This window comes from Corynebacterium sp. H78 (genome assembly GCF_037572275.1).
Classification (GTDB): Bacteria; Actinomycetota; Actinomycetes; order Mycobacteriales; family Mycobacteriaceae; genus Corynebacterium.
In genome coordinates this window covers 181,027-204,811 of the sequence record NZ_JBBHKX010000006.1, presented here as the reverse complement: position 1 = coordinate 204,811, position 23,785 = coordinate 181,027, and the positions used below count along the sequence as shown (strand labels likewise).

22 protein-coding genes are annotated in these 23,785 nt (G+C 55.6%); 2 read left to right on the top strand and 20 right to left on the bottom strand.

The window, feature by feature from the left end; all coding sequences use genetic code 11:
* The coding region (locus tag WG934_RS10385; protein WP_339990001.1) for a hypothetical protein at positions 1–380 on the top strand (380 nt) is incomplete at its 5' end.
* A gap of 137 nt (positions 381–517) precedes the next feature.
* Here the strand turns inward: WG934_RS10385 and tyrS are convergent.
* From tyrS to WG934_RS10295, 18 genes are all read right to left on the bottom strand, one after another.
* Complete coding sequence (gene tyrS / locus WG934_RS10380; protein ID WP_339980298.1) at positions 518–1,783, bottom strand: tyrosine--tRNA ligase; 1,266 nt, start codon at positions 1,781–1,783, stop codon at positions 518–520.
* Between the two features lie 101 nt (positions 1,784–1,884).
* Positions 1,885–2,505 carry a DNA-3-methyladenine glycosylase gene (locus WG934_RS10375; protein ID WP_445228239.1) on the bottom strand — a complete coding sequence of 207 codons (621 nt, stop codon included), beginning with the start codon at positions 2,503–2,505 and terminating at the stop codon, positions 1,885–1,887.
* Between the two features lie 2 nt (positions 2,506–2,507).
* Positions 2,508–2,681, bottom strand: coding sequence for a Trm112 family protein (locus tag WG934_RS10370; RefSeq protein ID WP_339980284.1), 174 nt, complete (start codon positions 2,679–2,681; stop codon positions 2,508–2,510).
* A gap of 23 nt (positions 2,682–2,704) precedes the next feature.
* On the bottom strand, positions 2,705–3,370 hold the full coding sequence (locus tag WG934_RS10365) for a hypothetical protein (RefSeq protein ID WP_339989997.1): 666 nt from the start codon (positions 3,368–3,370) through the stop codon (positions 2,705–2,707).
* Positions 3,357–4,970, bottom strand: coding sequence for an extracellular solute-binding protein (locus WG934_RS10360; RefSeq protein ID WP_339989995.1), 1,614 nt, complete (start codon positions 4,968–4,970; stop codon positions 3,357–3,359). The genes WG934_RS10365 and WG934_RS10360 overlap by 14 nt, the downstream gene beginning before the upstream one ends.
* A 39-nt stretch (positions 4,971–5,009) precedes the next feature.
* On the bottom strand, positions 5,010–6,173 hold the full coding sequence (locus tag WG934_RS10355; RefSeq protein WP_339989993.1) for a toxic anion resistance protein: 1,164 nt from the start codon (positions 6,171–6,173) through the stop codon (positions 5,010–5,012).
* A 25-nt stretch (positions 6,174–6,198) separates the two neighbouring features.
* Positions 6,199–7,413 (bottom strand): hypothetical protein, encoded by a 1,215-nt coding sequence (locus WG934_RS10350; protein ID WP_339980280.1) that lies wholly within the window; start codon positions 7,411–7,413, stop codon positions 6,199–6,201.
* Between the two features lie 230 nt (positions 7,414–7,643).
* Positions 7,644–9,080, bottom strand: coding sequence for an argininosuccinate lyase (gene argH, locus WG934_RS10345; protein ID WP_339989992.1), 1,437 nt, complete (start codon positions 9,078–9,080; stop codon positions 7,644–7,646).
* A 51-nt stretch (positions 9,081–9,131) separates the two neighbouring features.
* Positions 9,132–10,331 carry an argininosuccinate synthase gene (locus WG934_RS10340; protein WP_339989991.1) on the bottom strand — a complete coding sequence of 400 codons (1,200 nt, stop codon included), beginning with the start codon at positions 10,329–10,331 and terminating at the stop codon, positions 9,132–9,134.
* Between the two features lie 47 nt (positions 10,332–10,378).
* Positions 10,379–10,855 (bottom strand): arginine repressor, encoded by a 477-nt coding sequence (locus WG934_RS10335; RefSeq protein WP_339989990.1) that lies wholly within the window; start codon positions 10,853–10,855, stop codon positions 10,379–10,381.
* A 14-nt stretch (positions 10,856–10,869) separates the two neighbouring features.
* Positions 10,870–11,859, bottom strand: coding sequence for an ornithine carbamoyltransferase (gene argF, locus WG934_RS10330; protein WP_339980274.1), 990 nt, complete (start codon positions 11,857–11,859; stop codon positions 10,870–10,872).
* 32 nt (positions 11,860–11,891) lie between these two features.
* Positions 11,892–13,079 carry an acetylornithine transaminase gene (locus tag WG934_RS10325; RefSeq protein WP_339989989.1) on the bottom strand — a complete coding sequence of 396 codons (1,188 nt, stop codon included), beginning with the start codon at positions 13,077–13,079 and terminating at the stop codon, positions 11,892–11,894.
* 59 nt (positions 13,080–13,138) lie between these two features.
* Positions 13,139–14,032 carry an acetylglutamate kinase gene (argB, locus tag WG934_RS10320; RefSeq protein WP_339980271.1) on the bottom strand — a complete coding sequence of 298 codons (894 nt, stop codon included), beginning with the start codon at positions 14,030–14,032 and terminating at the stop codon, positions 13,139–13,141.
* A gap of 29 nt (positions 14,033–14,061) precedes the next feature.
* Positions 14,062–15,267 carry a bifunctional glutamate N-acetyltransferase/amino-acid acetyltransferase ArgJ gene (argJ, locus tag WG934_RS10315; RefSeq protein WP_339980269.1) on the bottom strand — a complete coding sequence of 402 codons (1,206 nt, stop codon included), beginning with the start codon at positions 15,265–15,267 and terminating at the stop codon, positions 14,062–14,064.
* The gene (argC, locus tag WG934_RS10310) at positions 15,267–16,316 is read right to left on the bottom strand and encodes an N-acetyl-gamma-glutamyl-phosphate reductase (RefSeq protein ID WP_339980268.1); all 1,050 of its coding nucleotides are present in this window, start codon (positions 16,314–16,316) and stop codon (positions 15,267–15,269) included. Before argC ends, argJ begins: the two co-directional genes overlap by 1 nt.
* Positions 16,317–16,407: 91 nt before the next feature.
* Positions 16,408–18,894 carry a phenylalanine--tRNA ligase subunit beta gene (gene pheT, locus WG934_RS10305; protein ID WP_339989988.1) on the bottom strand — a complete coding sequence of 829 codons (2,487 nt, stop codon included), beginning with the start codon at positions 18,892–18,894 and terminating at the stop codon, positions 16,408–16,410.
* 33 nt (positions 18,895–18,927) lie between these two features.
* Entirely contained in the window at positions 18,928–19,977 is a 1,050-nt protein-coding gene (pheS, locus tag WG934_RS10300) for a phenylalanine--tRNA ligase subunit alpha (RefSeq protein ID WP_339980262.1), read from the bottom strand.
* A gap of 140 nt (positions 19,978–20,117) precedes the next feature.
* Positions 20,118–20,933, bottom strand: a complete 816-nt coding sequence (locus tag WG934_RS10295; protein ID WP_339980260.1) for a TrmH family RNA methyltransferase — start codon at positions 20,931–20,933, stop codon at positions 20,118–20,120.
* 50 nt (positions 20,934–20,983) lie between these two features.
* On the opposite strand from WG934_RS10295, the gene WG934_RS10290 reads away from it, so the two are divergent.
* Complete coding sequence (locus WG934_RS10290) at positions 20,984–22,879, top strand: potassium transporter Kup (protein ID WP_339989987.1); 1,896 nt, start codon at positions 20,984–20,986, stop codon at positions 22,877–22,879.
* Between the two features lie 77 nt (positions 22,880–22,956).
* Here WG934_RS10290 and rplT read toward each other — a convergent pair whose 3' ends face one another.
* Positions 22,957–23,340 (bottom strand): 50S ribosomal protein L20, encoded by a 384-nt coding sequence (gene rplT / locus WG934_RS10285; RefSeq protein ID WP_339980257.1) that lies wholly within the window; start codon positions 23,338–23,340, stop codon positions 22,957–22,959.
* A 102-nt stretch (positions 23,341–23,442) separates the two neighbouring features.
* The gene (gene rpmI, locus WG934_RS10280; protein ID WP_339980256.1) at positions 23,443–23,637 is read right to left on the bottom strand and encodes a 50S ribosomal protein L35; all 195 of its coding nucleotides are present in this window, start codon (positions 23,635–23,637) and stop codon (positions 23,443–23,445) included.
* Positions 23,638–23,785: the final 148 nt, after the last annotated feature.

Here is a 23,785-nt window from a genome sequence, read left to right as displayed (position 1 = left end):
CCACCAAAAAAGACCCAGGTACCCACCAACGCAATCCATGCGCATCACAAAATAAAGTACATCGGCACACTATCGAGTTCTCAAACAACACCACCACCAACAACCACACACCAACCGTGCGCGCCCCCTGGCAGCGAAAAGAAACAGTAACAAACCCCGCAGAACAAAGTCAAACCAGACCCGAACCACAACAAGGAACGAAACCATCCCCACCAACACAACAACCACAACCACCGGCCGCAGCCCGTCGCGCTGACTCCGATAACAATACACATACGGCGAATCGGGATACAAATCCCCAGTTCAACCTTGGTATTCGCGGTGCAATACTGACGAGCCGTCGTAAAGCGATGGTCGTGTCAAGACCTAAATTGGCTTGAAATTGAAAAAGAGTCGAGCAGATGCGACTCTGCCCGACTCGAATGTCATCGGTGTTATTTAATTCGTCACCGTGACGTTAATGGGAGGAACTCGGTTAGTTCCGATTTACGGTCTGAGAAACCGTCTATCCGCTGACTTAACCCAAAATGCGCGCTGCGGCGAAATTCTTCTTACCGCGACGCAGAACCAGCCAGCTGCCATGCAACAAATCAGAATCCGATGGTGTCCACTCTTCGTCGGAGATGCGCTCGTTGTTCACGTACGCGCCACCTTCCTTAATAGTGCGACGTGCTTCGCCCTTCGACTTAGCCAGCCCTGACGCAACAAGCAGATCCGTGATTGTGCGAGGCTCACCGGCACCAATCTCTGCGACACCCGCTTCTGCAACCGCGCTAGCCAAGGTCGCTTCATCGAGTTCGCTCAACTCAGCCCGTCCGAACAGAGCCTGCGCTGCCAACTCGACAGCCTTCGTGGCATCAGGACCGTGAACCAAGTCAGTCATTTCCTGAGCCAGACGACGCTGAGCTTCACGCTTGAATGGTCGCTCGGTAACCGCGGTCTCGTACTCAGCGATTTCTTCCTTAGATAGGAAAGTGAACCAGCGCAGGTAATCGATCACTACGGAGTCGCCAGCATTAATGAAGTACTGGTACCAGGAGTATGGCGTGGTCATCTCCGGATCGAGCCACAGCTTGCCACCGCCAGTAGACTTACCGAACTTCTTTCCTTCCGCGTCGGTGACCAGCGGAACAGTAATGCCATGCACCTTTTCGGCATCCAGACGACGGTTGAGATCAACACCAGAAACGATGTTGCCCCACTGATCATTTCCGCCGATCTGGAGTCGGCAATCGTAGTTGCGTCGCAAGTGCACGAAGTCATTCGCCTGCAGCAGCATGTACGAAAATTCGGTGTAAGAAATGCCGTCAGACTCGAGACGTCGCTTGACCGTGTCACGGTCCAACATGGTATTCAGCGAAAAGTTCTTACCCAGGTCACGGAGGTACTCGATGACATTCATCTGGGAAGTCCAGTCGTAGTTATTGACCAGAAGACCCTTGCCTTCGCCAATCTCAATGAAGCGAGCAAGCTGCTTCTTAATCGACTCAAGATTCTCGGCCACGGTTTCGATGGTCAGCATCGAGCGTTCGCCCACATCTCGTGGATCGCCGATCATGCCAGTAGCGCCACCTGCCAGCGCAATCGGGCGGTGCCCTGCCATTTGGAAACGGCGCAACATTACCAATGGAACAAGGTGGCCTGCGTGCAGAGACGGACCGGTTGGGTCGAAACCTACATAAGCAGTGATTGGCCCCTTTTCCGCTTCTTCGCGGAGAGCGTCCAAATCAGTGGACTGTGAAATCAGTCCGCGCCATTCAAGTTCATCAATAATGTTTTGCATAGTCACCCAACCATCGTAACTGTTCGCATTCCGAGTGTGCTCGTTGGCACACCTATGCTGAGGACTACACAAGGGCTCCTGGCATTGGACTTATCCCTGATCTAGTACAAACCCTCAGCCTTCGCGTGCGCCCGGAACTTCGACACGCTTTCATCCTCAAGCCACAAGCGCCACGGCCGCTCCGACGCTCGGCGCACGCCTACTCGTGGTCCTGCATGCACAACCTGCTTCTGCGTGACGACGGGCTTCTCCAAGCGAATCCGACTTCGTGACGAGAAGACGTCAGTGCCGTAGTCCGCCATTGTGATCCCCAACGCTTGCGCAACATTTCCTGGACCTCGACCGATAATGGAAAGCCGGACTGATGCAGGGCGGAATCCTCGTACTGCGTCCGCGCCTTCGCGGATTGACACTGCGCGAATCAGGACACCTCCACCTTCACCTTCGGGGCCGCAGGTGATGTTTGCACAGTGGTGGATGCCATACGAGCGGTAGACATACAAATGACCTGCAGGGCCGAACATCACGCGATTACGGGGCGTCTGACCTGGCCAAGTGTGAGCGGCGGGGTCTGGCCACTGTGAATCCGCTGGGCCTCCATAGGCTTCTACTTCAGTGATCACAGCGCGAATGCCATGGTCATGAATGACCAATTCTGCACCTAAAATATGCTGCGCAGCTATAAGGGGCGCGTCGGAAAGTAGCGAGCGGGAGAAGTTAATGGTTACTTGTTCCACTCAATCGCTTCGTCGGAAAGCATGACAGGAATGCCATCGTCGATTGTGTAAGCAATCTTGAGTCGAGGATTGACCAGTACTTGCTCACCCTCGAGGTACTCCAGCGGGCCTTTGTCTCGTGGGCACGCAAGAATCTGGAGGAGTTGTGGATCTAAGCTCATGTGTTCATCCTAATGAAGCCCGATTACATGTCGAGTATCGAGCCACCAAATTTCTGTTCCAAGTACCGGTTCTGGTCGCGCAATTCTTGCAACGAATGGTCCAGGGCGGCGTTCTCTACCCGTGTTACTTCCTTTTCGAGCAGGGTCAATGCACGCTGATACGCCTGATTCGCACTTTCTCGGCTTTCGAATTGTCGATCACGATGTCTGGGCGGAACATTGAGATACGCATCAGTCGCTTGAGGCAAATAGGTCAGACAAATCTGCTCCACTGCGATTCTTTGGGCAGGTGCTTCAGAAACTTCATCCCAGTGTTCGAAGATGGTTCGAAGTGACCCCGCAATACCGTTGAGTACCTCTCTGAACTCCGTCGGGAACTCTGGATCCCGACGCACCAAATAGGCAACGTCAGAGACCGACTGCGTCAAGGCTCCTGGCGGTTGATTAGTAGCTGTGAGCGGAGCAATCGGCGCATAGCTAATCTCCGTCTTCTTTGCTGGCGCAGGTACCGCGAATACACCCACGCCATACATGGCAGCTGCTGCGACCCACCACAACGAACCGAGCCCGACCAACAGATGCACGATCACCGTGACCGACAGTAGAACGACACCTACGATGTTCTGCCGGGAAGTCAGGAAGTTTGAAAAGCCGTCACCAGCTCCATTCTCAACGCTATTGGTATCCACGAATCTCCTCGAATACCTGTCCTAGGTTGCCGTCGCGGGCGTCGAACACCTTGCCACCAGTCAGCTCGGCCAGCTCAGTCATCTCCCCTTCATCGGCCTCGCCATACAAAATAACGAATACCGGTGCCTTCTTCTTGTCCTCCGGCAGTCGCTTGTACTCTGCTCGAAACGCTTCAAGATTTAGTCCAGACGTCACTTCGCCATCCGACATCAACACCACTGACGAAATGCTCTCGTCGCCGCGTTCCGTTGCATAACCGTTTGCCTTTGCGACGGCGTCGTAAAGCGCAGTTTCACCGGATGCAATCAGCGAGTCGGTGACCTGCTGCAGCGGTGCGTAGGACTCCTGCCGGGCATTGTCGATCGTGGTACTCACCATCTCATGTGCTTCAGTGCTGAACGGTAGATACGAGACTTCTTCTCGGTCGCGGAAGTGTGTGATTCCATTATCGGCACGACCTTCCAGCCCGCGTAGGGTGTCTTGCAGTGCAGACAAGCGATCCCCTTCCATTGATCCCGAGACATCAAGAGCGAAGACCGTCCGCGCAGGTACGCGCAGCTTATTGGTGTAGGAATCCACCAGCGCGTTAGACACCTGAGTCGTCGCAGGGAATGGCAGCTCAATGAGATTCCGCTCCGCCAACTCAGGTGCCGGCGACACCGCAGAGTTCACTGGACGACGAAACGTTTCTGTGGAAATCTGCTGCTGTGTTTCCTCCGTCAAGAGCCAGTCCTTAAATGCCTTGACGCGTGCAGCAGATTGATCGTCCTTCGGCGCTGCCATCGTGGCGAGCTTGTAATCGGCCGTTACAACTCCATCAGATGGGACGATGACTTCGAGATCGATATTGTCTTTGCGCTTCATCGACTCCAACACGGACTCATAGTTGATCATGGCATCAATGCGGTCCGCTTTATCGAGGTAGGAATCACGCAGCCATCCTGAGGAACCTGAGGTTAAGTTCTGTGCTGAGAAGAACTTCTGCATCTCCGGAGCTACTGCTTCGATATCTGAAGTCTGCAACGCAGCGCCAGTATCTGCGAGAGCCGTTGCTACGGAAACCAGAGCCGAAAAACCGGAGTTCGAGCGATCTGGGGCAGTCATTCCGTATGTAAACTCTTTGGCTCCAGCTGCCTGTGAGATCTCTGCCCACGTTGGCTGCTTCTTATCCCACCCGAGCTCCGCAGCCTTCTGCGGGCGAATACCAAATGCCACCGGAGAAAGAGCTGTCGGTGTCGGATCGACAATCTTGCCAGCCTGACCGTTCTGCAACAGGTAGCGATCTGTGGTGAGCCAGACTCCGTCGACCCGACCATCAAACTCGCCGTACCCGATCAAATTACTTGTTTCGATAGTTCCATCGACGAACTGCAGATCGATCTGCATATCCAGATCAGACTCGGCCTTGTCGATGACGGCTTCCATATCAGCAAGCTCAGTCGATGCGACTAGCGACAGAGTTCCTCCAGGACTGTCTATTTCATTAGGTTTCTTGCTCGTACTCGCGATGTCTTCTTCAGAGCACGACACCAACACAAAACACACTGCCAAGAGCAATGACACAACCATTGCTACCCGATTATGACGAACCGACAACATGATGCTCCCCTAGTTTCTGCGTTCCGCGATGAATTCCTTTTAGTTCCGCATGATGCCCGCGGAAACAGCGAGTTGTTCTTCAAGAACACCCGCTGTCGCTGACATGGAGTCAGCCGCCGCACTGCGATACGCATTAATGCCGTTGATTGCTGAATAAATATTGCTAAACGACGACTGCAGCGCAGTCATATCAACCGCTGGCTGATTCAGTTGCGATTGAATGTGCACACCGTCGCGATTGAGAAGCTGCGATGTCGACATGACCAAGTTCGAGGTCGTGTCGCGGATGCCGTGAACCTTGTCCAGGACAATCTTCTGGTTGGCAAGACTCTGAGCAGTCATTATTGCCGTTCGCAGCGCTGAGACTGTGGTTGTCGTTGCTTCGTCGACACCTCGAATGAGCGATGCATTATTCTGCCGCACGATATCCAATCCCAGGTACGCATTCGCGCACACTGCGATTTGGATCAGAAGATTCTGCCGCTTCGCTCGGATTTCGTGAAGCAACGTTGCCTTCAATCGTTCGGACCGTTGAAAGTCGACCATCCCCAGCTCATCAATTTTGAGCTGCATTTGATGGTCTAGCCGCTCGATGAGTTCCAAATACTCCTGCAGCTTGGCCATAGCATCCCAGAGACGACGACGCTGGCCGTCGATGGTTGCATTCTCTTTGCGGAGCAAGTCCCCGCCAGTGTGTAGCTCACGAATCACCTGATCGAGCTGTACTTGCTTCGTTTCAAACTTCGCGAAGTACGCTGCCAGCGGATTCTTATTGAGTAAGCGCTTCAGCACACTGCGGTCATCTTGCATAGTTATAGGGTCGAGTTCACCTACGACGATCTTCAACTTGTCGATTCCCGCAACCACCACAGACTGTCCACCCGCGCCGCGGCCAGTCTGCATCTCGTTCACCACAGCAATCGGCTTGGCCAGAAGCTCAGCGGCGCTCGCGTTCGCAGCATGCATCTCGCGCATACCCATTGCCGAAATCGCATCCGTTAGCTGATGCATTTCTGGACCCATCGGATCAGTCTTTTCGATGGCTTCCATAAAATCACTGCACCGCTTTGCGACGATTGCCTTCCGTTCCTTAGACAGCGGAATCACGATGCCGGCGTGTTGAGGCTGCACCGCGGAGATCTCCGGTGGCGGCGTGAGCTGCAGCCCACCACCAGGCGAAGGCTGCATTGCTTGATTAGTCATGGCACTCTCCTCTTACCTGAGTCACTCAATTTCCGCCGGACACCAGAGAATCAGTGCCAGTTCCATCGGGGTCTCTTTGCGGTGAACTGGAGAACCCATAGCGACGCTCAATTCCCACGATCATTTGCTCCAACGTGTCATAATCCGGAACTTCGGTCGTATCGAGAAACTCCGGCGGCGACTGTGCTGCCTTTTCTGCGATAACGTCTGCGAATACTGACGGATCTTGGGTTCTAAACCCATGTTCTGCGGCAATCCGTTGCAGCTCTGGAGCGTCGGCAAGCAGCCGGGTGATATCCGCGCCACGATCGGTAAGAGCGAGTGCCACGTGTTCAGAATTGACGGTTGGCGTTGGGTATGCGAGACGCATCGAGTCGGATACTTGGTTACCCGCTTCGGTTCCCATGAGACGGCCGTAGAACTGGGCTTCGTACACCATCACCATGGGATAGGCGCTCATCCCCTGTGAGAGATAGCCAGCGAACGGACCAGCCGAGGATTGGCCAGAGCCACCCTGGTCAAGGAAAAAGGGCGCGACATCAGTTACAGCCTGTGTCACCTGGTTTTGGCCGTTGACGATGCTGCCACCATTCGTGACCCAACTGACAATGGACAAATACATCGCAGCAGAGTTTGATGTCCGGATATCCGTCGAGCGAATCATCACTTTCTGATTCGACGGATACGAAACATCCGCAGTTGGCAAACTCCGCCACCTGGTGCCACGCTGAAATTCCTCAACGTAGCGCGTCATATCGATGCGCCACGTGCCTTGTTCCTCTGATGCAATTCCTGCAGCTTCTAAAGCCTGCAGTTGTGGCTCGAATGTAGCGATCGCCATGGGCGAGTAAAACGGCCTCTGCTTATCGACGACCGCTCCCCCGACAACAGCTTCGATTTTTTCGGCTGCCGCTACAGATGATGGAAAGACGACCTCGAACTCTGTGAGATCTGGGCGTTGAGCAATTTCACGTGATCCCGCCGTGTGGATGTCCAGTTCGTATCCACGGTCAGCCATGAAGTCGCGCACTCGTTCGTCTTCGAGGAAGCCCCGCTTCTCGGAGCCGATGATGACCCGAACGCTTTCGGTTTTCCCCATTCTGAGTCCGGATCCAAACACGTTTCCCGGTAGGCCACCTCGGCCCCACACAACAGCAACGATGGCGATAACGAACAGTACGGCGGCCAGAACAGCTTTGCGCAAACCCTTCTTGGAAACCTGCGCGCTTGATGCGCTCACTCGCTTTATCCCCCTTGCTGCAACTGGCGTTCCGGTAAGACCGGAGCACACGTCGCTTCATGAGTCTGCACCGGACAGTTATCGCAAGTAAGAATACGAGAGTTCCTTAACTTCAGCCCGCCAACACGCATGTTTTGCGCACAAAAACACCAACCCGAAACCCCTAGTTAATACACTGTTAACCGTAGATTGGGATTTCGAGTTGGTGTCGTCAGGCGGCGGTTGGAAAGCTACTGTCGAACTGGCGTTTCCGCCCAATTCCGGGCAGCCACGGAACTCTCCTCAACTCGAGCAAGTTGTTCAGCAACACGTACACCGGCGGTACCGCCACGCGTGTCACGCGATGCCACTGCACCATCGATGGTCAATACCTCACGAACATCCGCGGTCAGTGCCGGATGGACGGATGCCAGCTCGTCGTCAGCGAGCTCGTCTAGGCCTATACCACCGCGAGATTCAGCGATGCGTACGCACTGACCGGATGCTTCGTGCGCGTCACGGAACGGTACTCCCTGGCGTACCAGCCATTCAGCAAGGTCAGTTGCCAAGGTATAGCCAGCCGGCGCGAGTTCGCGCAGGCGCTCCTCATGGAACGTCAACGTCGACACCAGGCCAGTCAAAGCAGGAAGCAACAGGGTGAGCTGTTCCACGGAGTCCACCAATGGCTCCTTGTCCTCCTGCAAATCACGGTTATATGCCAGTGGCTGTGCCTTCAAAGTCGCCATCAAGCCGGTGAGATTTCCGATCAGACGACCAGTCTTGCCACGTGTTAGCTCAGCGACGTCAGGGTTCTTCTTCTGCGGCATGATCGACGAACCTGTTGACCAGGCATCGTGCAGAGTGACGTAGCCGTACTCTGGCGTAGCCCAATAGATGATTTCCTCTGCCAAACGCGACATATCAACAGCAATCTGAGCGAGCACAAACGCAGTCTCGGACGCAAAGTCGCGAGAGCTGGTGCCGTCGATCGAGTTGTCAGATGCAGAATCAAAGCCGAGCTCCGCGGCAATAGCTTCCGGATCCAAATGGAGCGATGAACCAGCCAAAGCACCCGAACCGTACGGAGAAACTGCAAGTCGCTTGTCCAAGTCCTGCACACGGTCAAGGTCACGCAACAGTGGCTGCGCATGCGCAAGCAGTTGGTGAGCCAACAACACTGGCTGAGCAGCCTGCGAGTGAGTCTTACCCGGCATGATCGCATCTGGATGCGCCTTTGCCTGACTTACCAGGGCATCAACCAAGTCCGCCACATCAAGCGCAACACCGCGTATCGCATCACGCAGCCACATGCGGAACAACGTTGCGACCTGGTCGTTACGAGACCGGCCTGCGCGCAAACGGCCACCCACCTCAGGGCCAACGCGATCGATCAGGCCGCGCTCCATCGCACCATGGACATCCTCATCGGATGGCTCTGGACCGAACACGCCGGATTTTACATCCGCACCCAACTTATCGAGGCCTTCGAGCATCGTGGCGAAGTCGTCGTCAGACAGAAGGCCACGGGCATGTAACACCCGGGCGTGTGCCTTCGATGCCAGCACGTCATACGGCGCAAGAACCCAGTCAAAATGAGTTGATTTGCTGAGCGCCGCCATGGCCTCGGCGGGACCGCCTGCGAAACGGCCGCCCCACAGAGAACCTTCATTCGTACCGTGCTTCTCCACAGATTCCACTGAAAACCTCGATTTCTAGTTCTTACTGGTGAACGCTGCTTCTTACAGGTTGAAGTCGCGTTTCGCAGCCATCTTCGACGATAGGCCGTGCAGTTCGACGAAACCACGTGCAAGGGTCTGGTCGAAGGTGTCACCTTCGTCGTAGGTTGCGAGATTGAAGTCGTACAGCGAGGTGTTCGAGCGACGGCCGTTAACCGAGCAGTGACCCGCGTGCATAACCATGCGGATATCACCGGAAACGCCCTTCTGGGATTCCTCGATGAAGGTGTCCAGAGCACGCTTCAGTGGAGAGAACCACAAACCGTCGTAAACCAGCTCAGACCACTTAGCTTCGACGCCACGCTTGTAGCGTGCGAGCTCACGCTCGACAGTGACATCTTCCATAGCAGCGTGTGCTGTCATCAGCGCAATTGCGCCTGGAGCTTCGTAGATTTCGCGGGACTTGATGCCGACGAGGCGGTCCTCAACCATGTCGAGGCGACCAACGCCCTGCGCACCTGCGCGACGGTTCATCTCTTCAACGGCTTCCAACATGGTGACTGGCTTGCCATCAATAGCGACTGGCTTGCCGTCTTCGAAAGAGATAATGACTTCGTCTGGGGAGTTGAAGTTGAGGGTTGGATCCTCGGTGTAGGCGTAGACGTCCTTCGTTGGAGCATTCCAAAGGTCCTCGAGGTAACCAGTCTCAATAGCACGACCCCACAGGTTCTGGTCGATGGAGAATGGAGACGACTTCGACTGCTCGATTGGAATGTCGTTCTTCTCTGCGAATGCGATGGCCTTGTCACGGGTCCATGCATAGTCACGAGCTGGCGCGATGATCTTCAGGTCAGGAGCGGTGTTGGAGAAACCAACTTCGAAACGAACCTGGTCGTTGCCCTTACCGGTGCAACCGTGAGCAACGTGAGTGCCGCCATGGGTCTTTGCAGCCTCAGCCATGTGCTTAACAATGAGCGGACGAGACAACGCGGAAACCAGTGGGTACTGCTTCATGTACAGTGCGTTGGCCTTGATTGCTGGCAGGCAGTACTCGTCTGCGAACTCGTCACGTGCGTCGACAATGACGGACTCCACTGCACCAGCGTCAAGAGCGCGCTGGCGGATGGTCTCCATGTCCTCGCCGCCCTGTCCAACATCGATGGACACAGCGACGACCTCGGCACCGGTCTCCTGCTTCATCCACTCGATGGCAACGGTGGTGTCGAGGCCACCCGAGTAGGCGAGAATGACGCGATCAGTCATGAGGTAGTGCTCCTTTAATTGGTGCTTCAGAAATACTAGTTACGATGTTACTTCTCATTGGTGTCAGCCAGTACCTGGGCTAGGTCTTCCCCGCTCATCGGTGCTCTAGCTAGGCACATAACAGTGTCATCTCCGGCGATTGTGCCGACGATGTCTGGCAGTCCTGCGCGGTCAATGACACTGGCTAGATACTGTGCTGCACCTGGCGGTGTTCTCAGCACTGCGATCGTCCCTGAGTGGTCAATTGACACTAGCAGTTCGTCCAGCACTCTCCGCATTCTGGAGACTGCGCCTTCTGATGTCACTGCGGCTCCTTCCACGATGGCGTATCTGGAGCCTGTTTCTTCGGTCCGCACCTTTCGTGCGCCCAGTTCATCCAAGTCACGCGACAACGTCGCTTGCGTGATGTCGATGCCTTGTTGCGCAAGCAAGTCAACGAGTTGCACTTGACTGGACACAACATGGTGAGCCAACAAGTCGGCAATTCGAGCTTGCCGCGCTGTACGAGACCCTGGATTCGTCATTTGTTATCGAGCTCTTACGCCTTCGTGTTTGCCGACGCAGCAAACGCTTCCACCGTCATGCCCTGAGACTTTGCGACGATCCACGTCAGCAATGCCTTCTGTGCATGCATGCGGTTTTCTGCCTCATCGAAGACAACCGATGCCGGACCATCGATGACATCCGCGGTGACTTCATTGTCTCGGTACGCGGGCAGGCAGTGCAAGAAAATCGCGTTGTCCGTCGCCTTGGCCATCAACTCAGCATTGACCTGGTACGGCAGGAAAGGCGTCCGACGGTCCAGCCCGTCGTTCTCCTGTCCCATTGATACCCACGTGTCCGTGATCACAACATCGGCGCCTGCAATGGCCACGTCAACGTCATCAGTCACCGTCACGGTTGCGCCGGTACGCTTTGCGACGGTCTCTGCGCGAGCGACAAACTTCGCTTCCGGTTGGAAATCTGCTGGTGCACAAATCGTGATGTCCATACCAGCATTAGCGAATCCAACCATGTAGGAATTTGCCATGTTGTTGGCACCGTCACCGAAGTAGACAGCCTTCAGTTTTGAAAGCCCTGCTGGACCTTCCGCTGGGCACTTGTGCTCCACAATGGTTTGCAGATCAGCAAGGATCTGGCATGGGTGGAAGTCATCGGACAGCGCGTTAATGACCGGAACCGTCGATGTTTCTGTCATCGCTTCCAGGCCGGACTGCGCATACGTCCGCCACACAATGGCCGAGACGAAGCGCGATAAAACTGCTGCAGTATCTTGCAGTGTTTCGCCCTTACCCATCTGGGAGCTACCGGAATCGACGACAATCGGATTTCCGCCCAATGCAGCAACACCAGCGTCGAACGAGAACCGGGTGCGAGTCGAGGTCTTATCAAAAAGAACCGCGACCGACTGTGGACCTGTAAAAGGCTGGTAAGAATACGGATGCTTCTTCAACACAGCAGCCAGCGTCAGAACCTCAGCCTGCTCTTCTGGCGTGAGATCGTCGTCAGCCAGGAGATGTCGAACCATAACTATCTCGCTTTTCTCTAATAATTCGTTGACTAGGAATTCTTCGCTGCATCGTTCAAGCAGGTATTGACCAACTCAACGGCGCGTTCGATTTCTTCATCAGTCAGTACCAGTGGTGGAACGAGGCGAAGCACGTCCGCTTGTGGAGCGTTGAGAATCACACCATGCTCGTAGCCAGCGGCAACTGCACCGCGAGCAAGAGGGCCGTCCAATACGAGGCCCAGCATGAAACCACGACCACGAACGTGATCGACATGCTCCAACGCTGCGAGCTTCCGAGCCAGCACCTTGCCCTTCTCCGCCACGCGGGCGATGATGCCCTCGTTCTCCAGGGTCTCGATAACGGCGAGACCTGCTGCGGCACATACCGGATTGCCACCGAAGGTCGTGCCATGCGAACCAGGTGTAAACAGCGACGCTGCCTTGCCATTCGCCACAACCGCACCGATTGGCAAACCGCCACCGAGGCCCTTGGCCAACGTCATGATGTCTGGGACAACGTCTTCGTGCTGGTGCGCAAACCATTGACCGGTGCGACCGATGCCCGTCTGGACTTCGTCCAGAATGAGCAAAACGCCGTAGCGCTCCGTAAGCTCGCGCACCTTCTTCAGGTAGCCCTCCGGCGGCGCGATGACGCCAGTTTCACCCTGGATTGGCTCCATGATGACTGCTGCAACGCTCATCGGATCAGACTCGATTGCGGTTGTCAGGAAATCAAGGTCGCCATATGGAACAAATTCAACACCGGCTGGCATTGGCTCGAATGGTGCACGCTTGTCAGGCTGCCCCGTCATGGCCAACGCGCCCATCGTGCGACCATGGAAACCATGGTTGGTCGCAATAATGCGACGACGACCAGTCAGGCGAGCAAGCTTGAATGCAGCTTCGTTAGCTTCGGTACCCGAGTTGCAAAACATCACGCGGGTATCGTCAGTGTTCCAATTCGTCAACTCAATGAGCTTCTCGGCGAGCTGCACCGACGGCTGCGTCGCAAAGATATTGGATACGTGCGCAAGCGTACCGATCTGCTTCGATACCGCCTCTACGATGGCTGGATGAGCGTAGCCCAACGCATTGACTGCAATACCGGACAACAAGTCCAGGTACTCTTTGCCCGTGGAATCGGTGAAGGTAGCTCCAGAACCGGACACTACTTCGATATTTGGGGTTCCGTAGTTGTCCATCATGGAGGACTGCCAGCTAGCTGGGAAATTTGTCATAATTTCCGGGCCTCGTTTCTAAGAAATTAAAGTGGCGTTGAGCGCGGGTTAGCCGACGGCTAGTCCGGCACGACCATTGTGCCGATACCGCCAGAAGTCAACAGTTCCAGAAGTACCGAGTGCGCCTGGCGTCCGTCAATTACGTGCGCGGCCTTCACTCCCGCAGACACTGCATTCAAGCACGACTCCATCTTCGGAATCATGCCGGAATCAAGCGTAGGCAAGACTTCTCGGAGTTCTGACTCAGTAATCTTCGTTACCAACGACGACTTATCTGGCCAATTTGTGTACAGCCCCTCGACATTGGTCAAAATTGCGAGTCGCTCAGCGCCCAGCGCGGCAGCAAGAGCACCCGCTGCGGTATCGGCGTTGATGTTGTACACATCGTCACCTTCGATTGCAGGAGCAATCGTCGACACCACTGGAATACGACCGGCATCGATCAAGTCCAACAAAGCTTCTGGCTTAACCTCAGTGATGTCACCGACCAAACCAATGTCAGTCATCGTGCCATTGACGTTGACTAGTCGCTTCTTCGCTGTGAACAGCCCGGCATCTTCACCGGAAGTACCAACCGCATGCGGACCATAAGCATTGATCATATTGACCAATTCACGACCCACCTGGCCGAATAGCACCATGCGGACAACTTCCATGACTTCTGGAGTTGTCACACGGAATCCGCCCTTGAACTCTCCATCCAAGTTCAACCGGCGCAGCATCGCAGAAATCTGCGGACCACCGCCGTGCACAACAACCGGCTTGATACCAACCGTGCGCAAGAACACCATGTCCTGGGCGAAAGCGCGTTTGAGGTTATCGTCAGTCATCGCGTTACCGCCGTATTTAACGACGACGATCTTGTCACGATGATGCTGCAGCCATGGCAAGGCTTCTGCCAGCACATGTGCGCGCTGTTCGGCAGTGAGATCCTCGGTGAGTTCGTGAACCATTTCTTGAGCTTTCTGAAGGGGCATGGTGTTTAGGTGGAATATGCCGAGTTAATTTCGACGTAATCGTGGGACAAGTCGGTCGTACGAATGGTGGCTTCGTCGGTGTTGCCAGTACCCAAGTCCACTTCTACGTGAATGTCGCTACCCGAGAGGTCAACGTCACGAGCATCTGGAGTACCACCAGTGTCACGGCAGACGACGTGTCCGTTGAACGCCACGGTGATGCGTTCTGGATCCATCGCGACTGGTGCAACACCAACGGCAGCGAGGACTCGGCCCCAGTTCGGATCCGAGCCGAACATGGCGCACTTGAACAGGTTGTCTCGGCCAATGATGCGCGCAGCGACCAGGGCATCTTCTTCCCCACCAGTTCCGCGAACGGTGATGGCAACACGCTTGGTCACGCCTTCGGCGTCCGACTGCATCTGTCGCGCAATTGAGTCACACACGGCATAAACAGCCTTGTTCAGCTCTTCTTGCGACGGGGTCACACCACTAGCACCTGAAGCCATGAGCAGGACAGTGTCATTCGTTGACGTAGAGCCGTCGATGTCTAGACGATTGAACGTCATCTCGGCTGCCTGCGAAATCGCCTCGTGGGCCATTTCTGCTGTGATGTCAGCGTCCGTCGTCAAGATTCCCAGCATTGTCGCCATGGAAGGGCTGATCATGCCTACTCCCTTGCCCATGGCACCGACTGAAAATCCATCTGCGTGGAATGCGGCTTCCTTCGGCACCAAGTCAGTAGTCATGATTGCCGTTGCAGCTGCGGTATCTGATTCATCGTCGCTACCCAGGGCTGCCATCAGCTTTGGCACGCCACCAAGAACGATGTCCATTGGTAAGCGATCGCCGATTAGACCAGTCGAGCACGCAGCAATATCTGTGACCGGAACATCAAGGGCATCTGCGACTGCCTGGCATACCTGCAAAGCATCGTCGAGGCCAGGCTTACCGTTGCACGCATTCGCATTGCCTGAGTTCAGAACCACTGCCGTGATTTCGCCATCAGCAATATGCTGCTTCGTGATCGTCACCGGTGCAGCTTGTACCCGGTTTGTCGTGAATACAGCTGCAGCAGTCTTCTTTGGACCACGATTAACGACGAGAGCCATGTCTGGCTTGCCACTCGCCTTAATGCCTGCGATGACACCAGCAGCTTCGAAGCCAGCAGGAGCGCACACACCTGCAGCCGTGGCGCCGACCTTGACCAAACCTTCTTTTTCTTTTTCCATTACGGTGCAACTCCCACCTGCGGTAGACCCGCGTTTTCTGGCTGGCCAGTAATAATGTTCATGCACTGAACGGCTGCGCCGCCCGTGCCCTTCGTCAAATTGTCAATGGCAGCAGTGATGAGCAGCCGCTTCGACAATTGATCGACCTCTACTTGGATCTGCACCATGTTGGAACCAACGATTGACTTCGTCTGTGGCTGCGCGCCGTTGGTCAGAATCTGTACGAAAGGTTCGTCAGCGTAGTGCTTGAGGTACGCCTCACGTGCGTCCTCTGTGGTGAGATTCTCGTCGACCAGTGGAGCCGTGACCGTGGTCAAAATGCCACGGGCAGTAGGAGCGAGCACTGGCGTAAAGCTGACCTTGAATTCCTTATCGCCGGCGTATGGGCCAAGATTCTGGATAAATTCAGCCGTGTGACGGTGCTTACCAGCAGTGTTGTAGGCCTTGAGGTTACCCATCACCTCGGAACCCAGCATCGGAACAGCTGCCTTCTTACCTGCACCAGACGTGCCGGTAATAGAAACAACTGCCAAGTCTGGTTCAATCAACAAGTTGGCCAGAGCTGGGAGGATGGCGATGGTGCCACCCGTCGGGAAGCAACCCGGTACGGCGATACGCTTCGAGTTCTTGATCTTGACACGCTGGCCTGGCATTTCAGGAATGCCGTAGGTCCAGGTACCAGCATGCTCGGAACCATAAAAGTGCTCCCACTGCGATGCATCTTCCAAACGGAAATCGGCACCACAGTCAATGATGGTGACCTCATCGCCCAATTCACGGGCAATGGCAGCGGAATGGCCATGAGGGAGGCCGAGGAAAACGACATCGTGACCAGCGAGAGTCTCACCATTCGTAGCCTCGATCTGACGGTCCGCCAACGGCGTGAGGTGGGGCATCACATCGCCCACCATAGCGCCGGCATTGGATCCGCCAGTCAAAGCGCCGATGGTCAGTTCGCCAGAAAGGTACGCAGGGTGCGACAACAGTAGACGGAGAATCTCTCCTCCGGCATAACCTGTCGCTCCTGCAATGGCTACGGAAATACTCATGGGAGCCATTCAACACTTTTATTCATCCAATTGCAAGATATGCATGAATATTCAGCGTGTTGAGTTGACTCCCATATGTTAGTGACCCAGTCTAGCCACGAAGCTCCGCATTATGACGCTGCTTCGCCAATTCAATGGCGGCCAGACGGCCTTCCGATGCCTCTTCCTCAGTCAGCGTGCGATCATTCGCACGGAAACGGAGGGAGAAGGTGAGCGAACGACGACCGTCGCCAAGCTGTTCCGAACGGTACACATCGAAAATGCGGATGGACTCCAGCAACTCCCCTGCACCTTCACGCAGTGTGCGCTCCAGTTCGATAGCAGGTACGTCATCGGAAACGACCATCGCAACGTCCTGGTGAACTGCCGGGAACGGGCTCAGCACAGGTGCCGGCAGGTTCTCGGTCAGTGGCATTGCGTCAAGGTTGAGTTCCATCGCGCAGGTTCGCTCTGGCAAACCGGAATCCTTGCATACCTTTGGATGCAGTTCGCCGGCATAACCGACCACGGTGCCGTCGACGCTGAATTCAGCACAGCGACCTGGGTGCCATGGCAGCTGCTCCGCATTGCGCACATCCAATGTCACACCTGCTGCGGCAGCAACGGTGTGGGCTGCGTCAATGAGATCAACCATGGAATAGTCACGTCCGGCACCCCATGGGGTGTCCAACTCGATACGACCGCAAGCGACAGCTGCAACGTGGAGAGGCTGGTGTGGCAGCGAATCGAGCAGAGCCTTACGTTCTTCCCCACTTGGCAGACCAGAGGTATCCAGCATCGGCGACTTGCCAGTGCCGTGATCAAAAGAAACCTGTTCAATGCCGTACAGTCCCACATCAACCTGGCCACGCGAGACATTGCGCTTCAACGAATCCAGCATCGACGGCAGCAAGGTCGAACCAAGCTGACCGTGATCGGACTCAAGCGGATTGATCACCTTGACAGTGTTGCGACGTGGATCGTCCGCATCGAGACCCCACACATCGAAAACATCGTTGGCAATGAACGGTGTCGGCAGAACCTCTAAGTAGCCGGCATGAGCCAGCGCATGGCCTACGAAACGACGACGCAGCTGACGTGCAGTGAGGCCACGGCCAGCTGGAGCGACAGGAAGAACAACTGGAATATCTTCCAGTCCCTCCAAACGCAGTACCTCTTCTACAAGATCTGCTGGCATCGTCAGATCTGGGCGCCAGCTCGGTGGGTTAACCGTGAGTGTCTCCCCATCCTCCGACACCTCAACGGTGCAGCCAACTTCTTCCAAACGCGAAACAACAGTGTCTCGACCGTACTCAACACCGGCTACATCGCTTGGGCGCGACGCGGGCATGACGACGGGTGCCAGTTCAGGTGCATCGCCCACCAAGGTTCGAGCAGTGTCGATAGTGCCACCGGCGATCTCTGCCAACAGTCGGCATGCCAGATCCAATGCTGGCTCGACCAACTGCGGGTCAACGTTTCGCTCGTAACGGCGAGATGCCTCAGACGAGAGCTTATGTCGACGACCTGTGCGGAATACGCGCAGTGGCGACCAAATGGCTGCCTCAAAGACGACATCAGTAGTTTCGTCGGCGATCTCCGACGTCACGCCGCCCATGACGCCTGCCAAAGACTGAATGCCGGAATCATCGCAGATCACGACATCTTCTGGGCTGAGCTTGCGCTCGACGTGATCCAGTGTGGTCAAGGTCTCGCCTGCCACAGCGTTACGAACCGTCAGACCACCCTTGATTGCCGCACCATCGAATGCATGCATGGGCTGACCCAACAGCATCATGACGTAGTTTGTGACGTCAGTAGGCACATTGACCGGACGCTGACCCGAAAGCATCAGTCGGCGGCGCATCCACCACGGCGTCTGCGCCTTCGGATCAACACCAGTGACACGACGCAGGCCGAAACGCACTGCGTCCGTTTCTGGGCGCAGCTCGACAGACAACGACTCGCCGTCAACCGGCAGTGGCTCCACTTCAGCAGGGTCTGCAAAAGGCAGGTCGAATGCCGAGCAAATTTCACGTGCCATGCCACGTGCAGACAGCGCATAGCCGCGGTCTGGGGTGACGTTGACTTCAAACTTCTCGTCGTCAAGGCCGAGGAATGGCTTCGCGTCTTCGCCAGGTTCGCCTGTGCCAGCTGGCAAGGTGATAATGCCGGCCGAAGAATCAGTGAAACCAAGCTCAGCCTCGGAGCACATCATGCCCTCGGAAACCTTGCCGTACGTCTCGCGGGCAGAAATGGCGAAACCACCAGGAAGTACTGCACCCGGCAGGGATACAACTACCGTGTCGCCCTCAGCGAAATTGCGAGCGCCACAGATGATTCCCTGCAGTTCACCGGTGCCATTGGCATCGCCAACGTTTACCTTGCAGAAACGGATTGGCTTCTTGAACTCAGTGAGTTCTTCGATGTTCTCGACAACGCCGAATACCAGAGGACCAGTGACACCTTCGAGTGGCTCATGGCCTTCCGTTTCAAATCCGACGCGGACGAAACCTGCATCGAGCTCGTCTGGAGTAACGGACCAACCTGGGGTCTTCGCGGCAACGATGTCGGTGACCCATGACTGAGGAATGAACATTGCTTTTAAGCTCCTAAAAAGTGGGCCGGTGGACTAACCGCGAATACCAAAAGGCTGGGTGAAACGAACGTCGCCTTCGACCATGTCGCGCATATCGGACAAGCCGTTGCGGAACTGGAGCGTACGCTCCAAGCCCATGCCAAATGCGAAGCCGGAGTATTCTTCCGGGTCAATGCCACAGGCACGCAAGACATTCGGGTTGACCATGCCACAGCCACCCCACTCGATCCAGCCTGCGCCACCCTTCTTATTTGGGAACCACACATCGACCTCAGCGGAAGGCTCGGTGAATGGGAAATAGTTGGCGCGCATGCGGGTCTTCGTGTCTGGTCCAAAGAGCATCTTGGCCATGTGATCCAAGGTGCCACGCAGGTGGCCCATGGTCAGCCCCTTGTCGATAGCCAAGCCCTCGACCTGGTGGAATACCGGAGTGTGCGTTGCATCGAGCTCATCGGTACGGAACGTACGACCTGGGCAGATGACGTATACCGGCAGATCGCGTTCCTGCATCGTGCGGATCTGCACAGGCGAGGTGTGGGTACGCAGCACCTGAAGCGATCCTTCCGGCGCAATATGGAAAGTATCCTGCAGCGTTCGTGCAGGGTGATCTGGCAGGAAGTTCAGCGCATCAAAGTTGAAGTACTCTGCTTCGACCTCTGGGCCTTCGGCAACCTCCCAGCCCATGCCAACGAAAATATCGCCGATCTGCTCAGACAGGATCGTGATCGGGTGCATCGCGCCCTTTTGCGTTCGAGTCGAACTCACGGTGACGTCGATACGCTCTTCCACCAGCTTGCGGGCATTCTCTTCTTCTTCAAGAACAACCAGACGCTCCGCGTACTGCTTTTCGACGGTTCCCCGTGCCACGTTCACACGACGGCCAGCATCCTTGCGTTCAGCCTTGGGAATCGAACCGAGGGCACGACGTGCCTGTGGAATCGGCGCATCATCGCCGAGGTGTGCACGGCGAGCGTCGGCAAGCTGAGCCAAATCGGAAGCCGCTGTAAAGGCATCGAGTGCAGCCTGAGCCGCGGCGTTTAATGCCTCTTCCGAAAGATCAACGGTAATTGGTGAGTCGCTCACGTGTGAACCATTTCCTCTAATGCTCTATCGGCGCTCCGCTCGTGCACAGCGCACGACCACAGAGCAGCCAGTATGGGACGCAACAATCATAGTCTGTTGCAAAACTAATTCAGTGCAACGGGTGGCATGCACGGTACACGCTAGCGAGCGCGCGCGAATTCCCACAGGCACATGGCGGCGGCGGTAGCCAAGTTCAACGACTCGGCGCCGCCACGAATAGGGATAGACACGCTATGGCTGGACTTTGCGACGACCTCGTCACTCAAACCATGCGCCTCATTGCCAAAGAGCCAGGCAATATGCCCAGTCGGGAGCTCGTCCTTTCCAAGAACCACGGCTCCGTCCATGCACGTCGCTAACGTCGCAAAGCCCGCGTCATGGAGGGCAGACAACACAGCATCCACGTCTCGCTCACGCGCAACAGGCACATTGAAGATTGAACCGGCAGAGCTGCGTACTGCCTTACCGCCAAGTGGATCAACGCTGTCGCCTGCGAGCAGCACTCCACCAGCACCGAGTGCATCCGACATTCGAATGATCGTGCCGACGTTGCCAGGGTCCGAACACTCCACCGGCACGACGAGAACTCCAGCATCGACTCCCCGAGCAATGACTTCATCGACAGAGGACAGTGCAGCGTCAGCGTCACACACTGCAAAGAGTCCGGTGCTGGTCACGGTTTCGGCGAGTGCCCTGGCAGCGGAGTCGTCGATAAGTGAGATCGGTGCGCGGGCGCCTTCGAGCAACGAAGAATAACGGTCGATTGCAGTCTCGGTTACGAAAACTTCGTATGCGGCATCAGCGCGCAGCGCAGCGTCAACCGAATTGAATCCCTCAACCAGGAATCGTTCAGACTTGTTGCGTGCTGCCGCCCGATGCAGCTTCGCCGCGTTGACGATGCGCGGAGTGCGACTAGTAAAAGGGTCCGAATCCCAGTTTCCAAGAGAGATATTCATAACATCAAATGTAGTGGGCAATGCCCGAAAGTAGGTCTAACGTTTCCAGCGTGATTAAGACTTCGTCGCCGAAGACTTCAAAATTGCTCATCGTGGCAAGCCTCGGCGTAGTTTTCGGAGACATCGGCACAAGTCCGTTGTACTCACTACAAACGTTATTTTCAGAACATCATCATGCGATCGCCCCTACTCACGACAATGTGCTGGGCATCATCTCGCTGGTTCTGTGGATTGTGACACTCATCGTCACCGTGAAATACGTGACGCTCATTTTGCGTGCGGATCATCACGGCGAAGGTGGAGTGTTGGCGTTGGCAACTCTGACCCGCAAGAGTATGCGGAGGCATCCCCGGCTAACCCGGCTCGTCATGCCGATTGGAGTCGTTGGGGCATGTCTATTCATAGGTGATTCCGTCATTACACCAGCGATCTCGGTACTTTCGGCTGTTGAGGGGTTAACAGTCGCACAACCTGATCTTGCACATTTCGTAGTGCCCATCGCGGTGTCAATTCTGATTGCCCTCTTTGTTGTGCAACGATTCGGCACCAGCAGTATCGCCTCCTGGTTCGGGCCAATTATGGCCAGTTGGTTCGGCGTTCTCGCGGTACTTGGTATTCCGCACATATTGAAGGCACCTGAGATCTTCGCAGCGATTTCGCCAACCTACGCTGTTGCTTTCGCAGTGGCGAACCCTGGAAAGGCATTTCTGGCTTTTGGCGCAGTAGTTCTGACGGTAACTGGTGCTGAAGCGTTGTATGCAGACCTCGGGCACTTTGGTCGTTCACCGATTAGTAGAGCATGGCTGTGGATTGTGTTCCCGTCACTCGCACTGAACTATTTGGGCCAAGGGGCCCTGCTATTGCACTCCCCGACAGCAGTTTCGAGCCCGTTTTTCCTGTTGGCTCCACAGTGGTTGGTCATTCCATTGACAGTCCTCGCCACGATTGCCACCATCATCGCTTCCCAGTCGGTCATCTCGGGAACCTTTTCAGTTACGAAGCAAGCGATACGACTCGGCTACTTACCGAACCTGGAAATCCGCAATACCTCTGAACAGTCCTACGGCCAGATTTATGTACCAGTAGTAAATAACGCACTGCTCGTGGCTGTTGTCGCTATCGTCCTAACTTTCCAGTCTTCACTGGCACTCGCCAATGCCTACGGAATGGCAGTTGCAACAACCTTCATCCTCGATTCCGTGCTGTTCCTGATGTACGCACACTTCGGGAAAAAGTGGCCCCTGTGGCACACGGCTACTTTGGGCGCAGTTCTACTCTCCGTTGAATCAACGATCTTCGCTGCAAACACCTCAAAGTTCATCCACGGGGGTTGGCTACCCATTCTCATTGCACTCTCCCTAGTATTCATCATGGAGACGTGGCATTGGGGAACGAAAACCGTTGCCAGCAAACGTCGCAAAGCCGAAGGCTCATTGCGAGAATTCCTCGATGAGACCTATCGAACCCACCCGCTGCGTATCCCGGGAACGGCCATTTATACGCATAATGCTCACCACAGCCCGCCGCTAGCGTTGCTGAAGAATCTGCGACTAAATGGCACTTTGCATGAAACGGTCATCATCGTTCGTGTCCATACGCTCGGTGTCCCGCACATTCCACTGCCCGATCGCGTGAAAGTACAACCACCATCCGCCCCTATTCCGGGCATCCTGCTGGTCGATATTCGCTACGGCTTCTTCGATCGGATCAATGTTCCACTCGCTCTTCTTGGAGCTTCACGACGGCTGCATCACGAGGAACTCAACCCCACGAAGGCGCAGTTCATCTTGTCGAACCTGGAGTTTCATATCGCGCCTCAACCATGGCATCAAAAACTCCGGTCGACGGTTTTCATTGGATTATCGAGCCTGAGTAGCTCGCCAACGGCGCGATTCCATCTACCCGAAGACCGCACGACGGAAATCGGCCAATGGCTGTATATCTGATCCACAGATAGCAAGAACACCGCCTCCTCTCGGAAGGCGGTGTTCTCACGTTGTTCTAGTTAAGTAGAACGGCTGAATTACTGTGCAGCTGGAGCGTTAACGTCCTCTGGCAGCGCAGCCTTAGCAGCCTCGACCAGTGCGGTGAATGCAGCTGCGTCGGTGACGGCGAGCTCAGCGAGGTTCTTACGGTCAACCTCGATGCCAGCCAGAGCCAGACCCTGCATGAAGCGGTTGTAGGTCATGCCGTTGGCACGAGCAGCAGCGTTGATACGCTGGATCCACAGCTTGCGGAACTGCCCCTTGCGAGCGCGACGGTCGCGGAACTCGTAGGTCTTGGAGTGGAGCATCTGCTCCTTTGCCTTGCGGTACAGGCGGGAGCGCTGGCCACGGTAGCCCTTAGCTGAATCAAGTACTTCGCGACGCTTCTTCTTGGCATTTACCGAACGCTTGACACGTGCCACGGTGATACCTTCCTTACGTTATTTCAGAGATATTGAAAAGAGTTTGAGGGAAAAGTGCGGTGCACACTTCATGTGGTGCACTGCAAGGTGTGGGTTGGCTGATTAAGCCTTGCCCAGCAGACGCTTAATACGCTTGGTATCAGCTGGTGCGACATCCTTGTCACCCTTCAGGCGACGGGTGCGGGTAGATGGCTTGCCCTCAAGAAGGTGGCGGCGGTTAGCCTGCTCGCGACGAAGCTTGCCGGTGCCGGTCTGCTTGAATCGCTTTGCGGTGCCCTTGTGGGTCTTCTGCTTCATGATTAATCAAGTGCCTTTCGAATGATGGTGTCCGGGGTCCACTCAAACTGAATTTGAGCGGGCGAGGCCACGGGATTGGCGACGATCAATGACGCCTGGCATCCCTCGTCTTCGTTCCACGGAAGACGAGGCCCCTTAATGCCAACGG

Coding starts and splice junctions, on each gene's coding strand:
- tyrS (WP_339980298.1), bottom strand. CDS start 1,783: ATGCAAAACATTATTGATGAACTTGAATGGCGCGGACTGATTTCACAG.
- WG934_RS10370 (WP_339980284.1), bottom strand. CDS start 2,681: ATGAGCTTAGATCCACAACTCCTCCAGATTCTTGCGTGCCCACGAGAC.
- WG934_RS10360 (WP_339989995.1), bottom strand. CDS start 4,970: ATGTTGTCGGTTCGTCATAATCGGGTAGCAATGGTTGTGTCATTGCTC.
- WG934_RS10355 (WP_339989993.1), bottom strand. CDS start 6,173: ATGACTAATCAAGCAATGCAGCCTTCGCCTGGTGGTGGGCTGCAGCTC.
- WG934_RS10340 (WP_339989991.1), bottom strand. CDS start 10,331: ATGACTGATCGCGTCATTCTCGCCTACTCGGGTGGCCTCGACACCACC.
- WG934_RS10335 (WP_339989990.1), bottom strand. CDS start 10,855: ATGACGAATCCAGGGTCTCGTACAGCGCGGCAAGCTCGAATTGCCGAC.
- argF (WP_339980274.1), bottom strand. CDS start 11,859: ATGGTTCGACATCTCCTGGCTGACGACGATCTCACGCCAGAAGAGCAG.
- WG934_RS10325 (WP_339989989.1), bottom strand. CDS start 13,079: ATGACAAATTTCCCAGCTAGCTGGCAGTCCTCCATGATGGACAACTAC.
- argB (WP_339980271.1), bottom strand. CDS start 14,032: ATGGTTCACGAACTCACCGAGGATCTCACTGCCGAACAGCGCGCACAT.
- argJ (WP_339980269.1), bottom strand. CDS start 15,267: ATGGAAAAAGAAAAAGAAGGTTTGGTCAAGGTCGGCGCCACGGCTGCA.
- argC (WP_339980268.1), bottom strand. CDS start 16,316: ATGAGTATTTCCGTAGCCATTGCAGGAGCGACAGGTTATGCCGGAGGA.
- pheT (WP_339989988.1), bottom strand. CDS start 18,894: ATGTTCATTCCTCAGTCATGGGTCACCGACATCGTTGCCGCGAAGACC.
- WG934_RS10295 (WP_339980260.1), bottom strand. CDS start 20,933: ATGAATATCTCTCTTGGAAACTGGGATTCGGACCCTTTTACTAGTCGC.
- rpmI (WP_339980256.1), bottom strand. CDS start 23,637: ATGAAGCAGAAGACCCACAAGGGCACCGCAAAGCGATTCAAGCAGACC.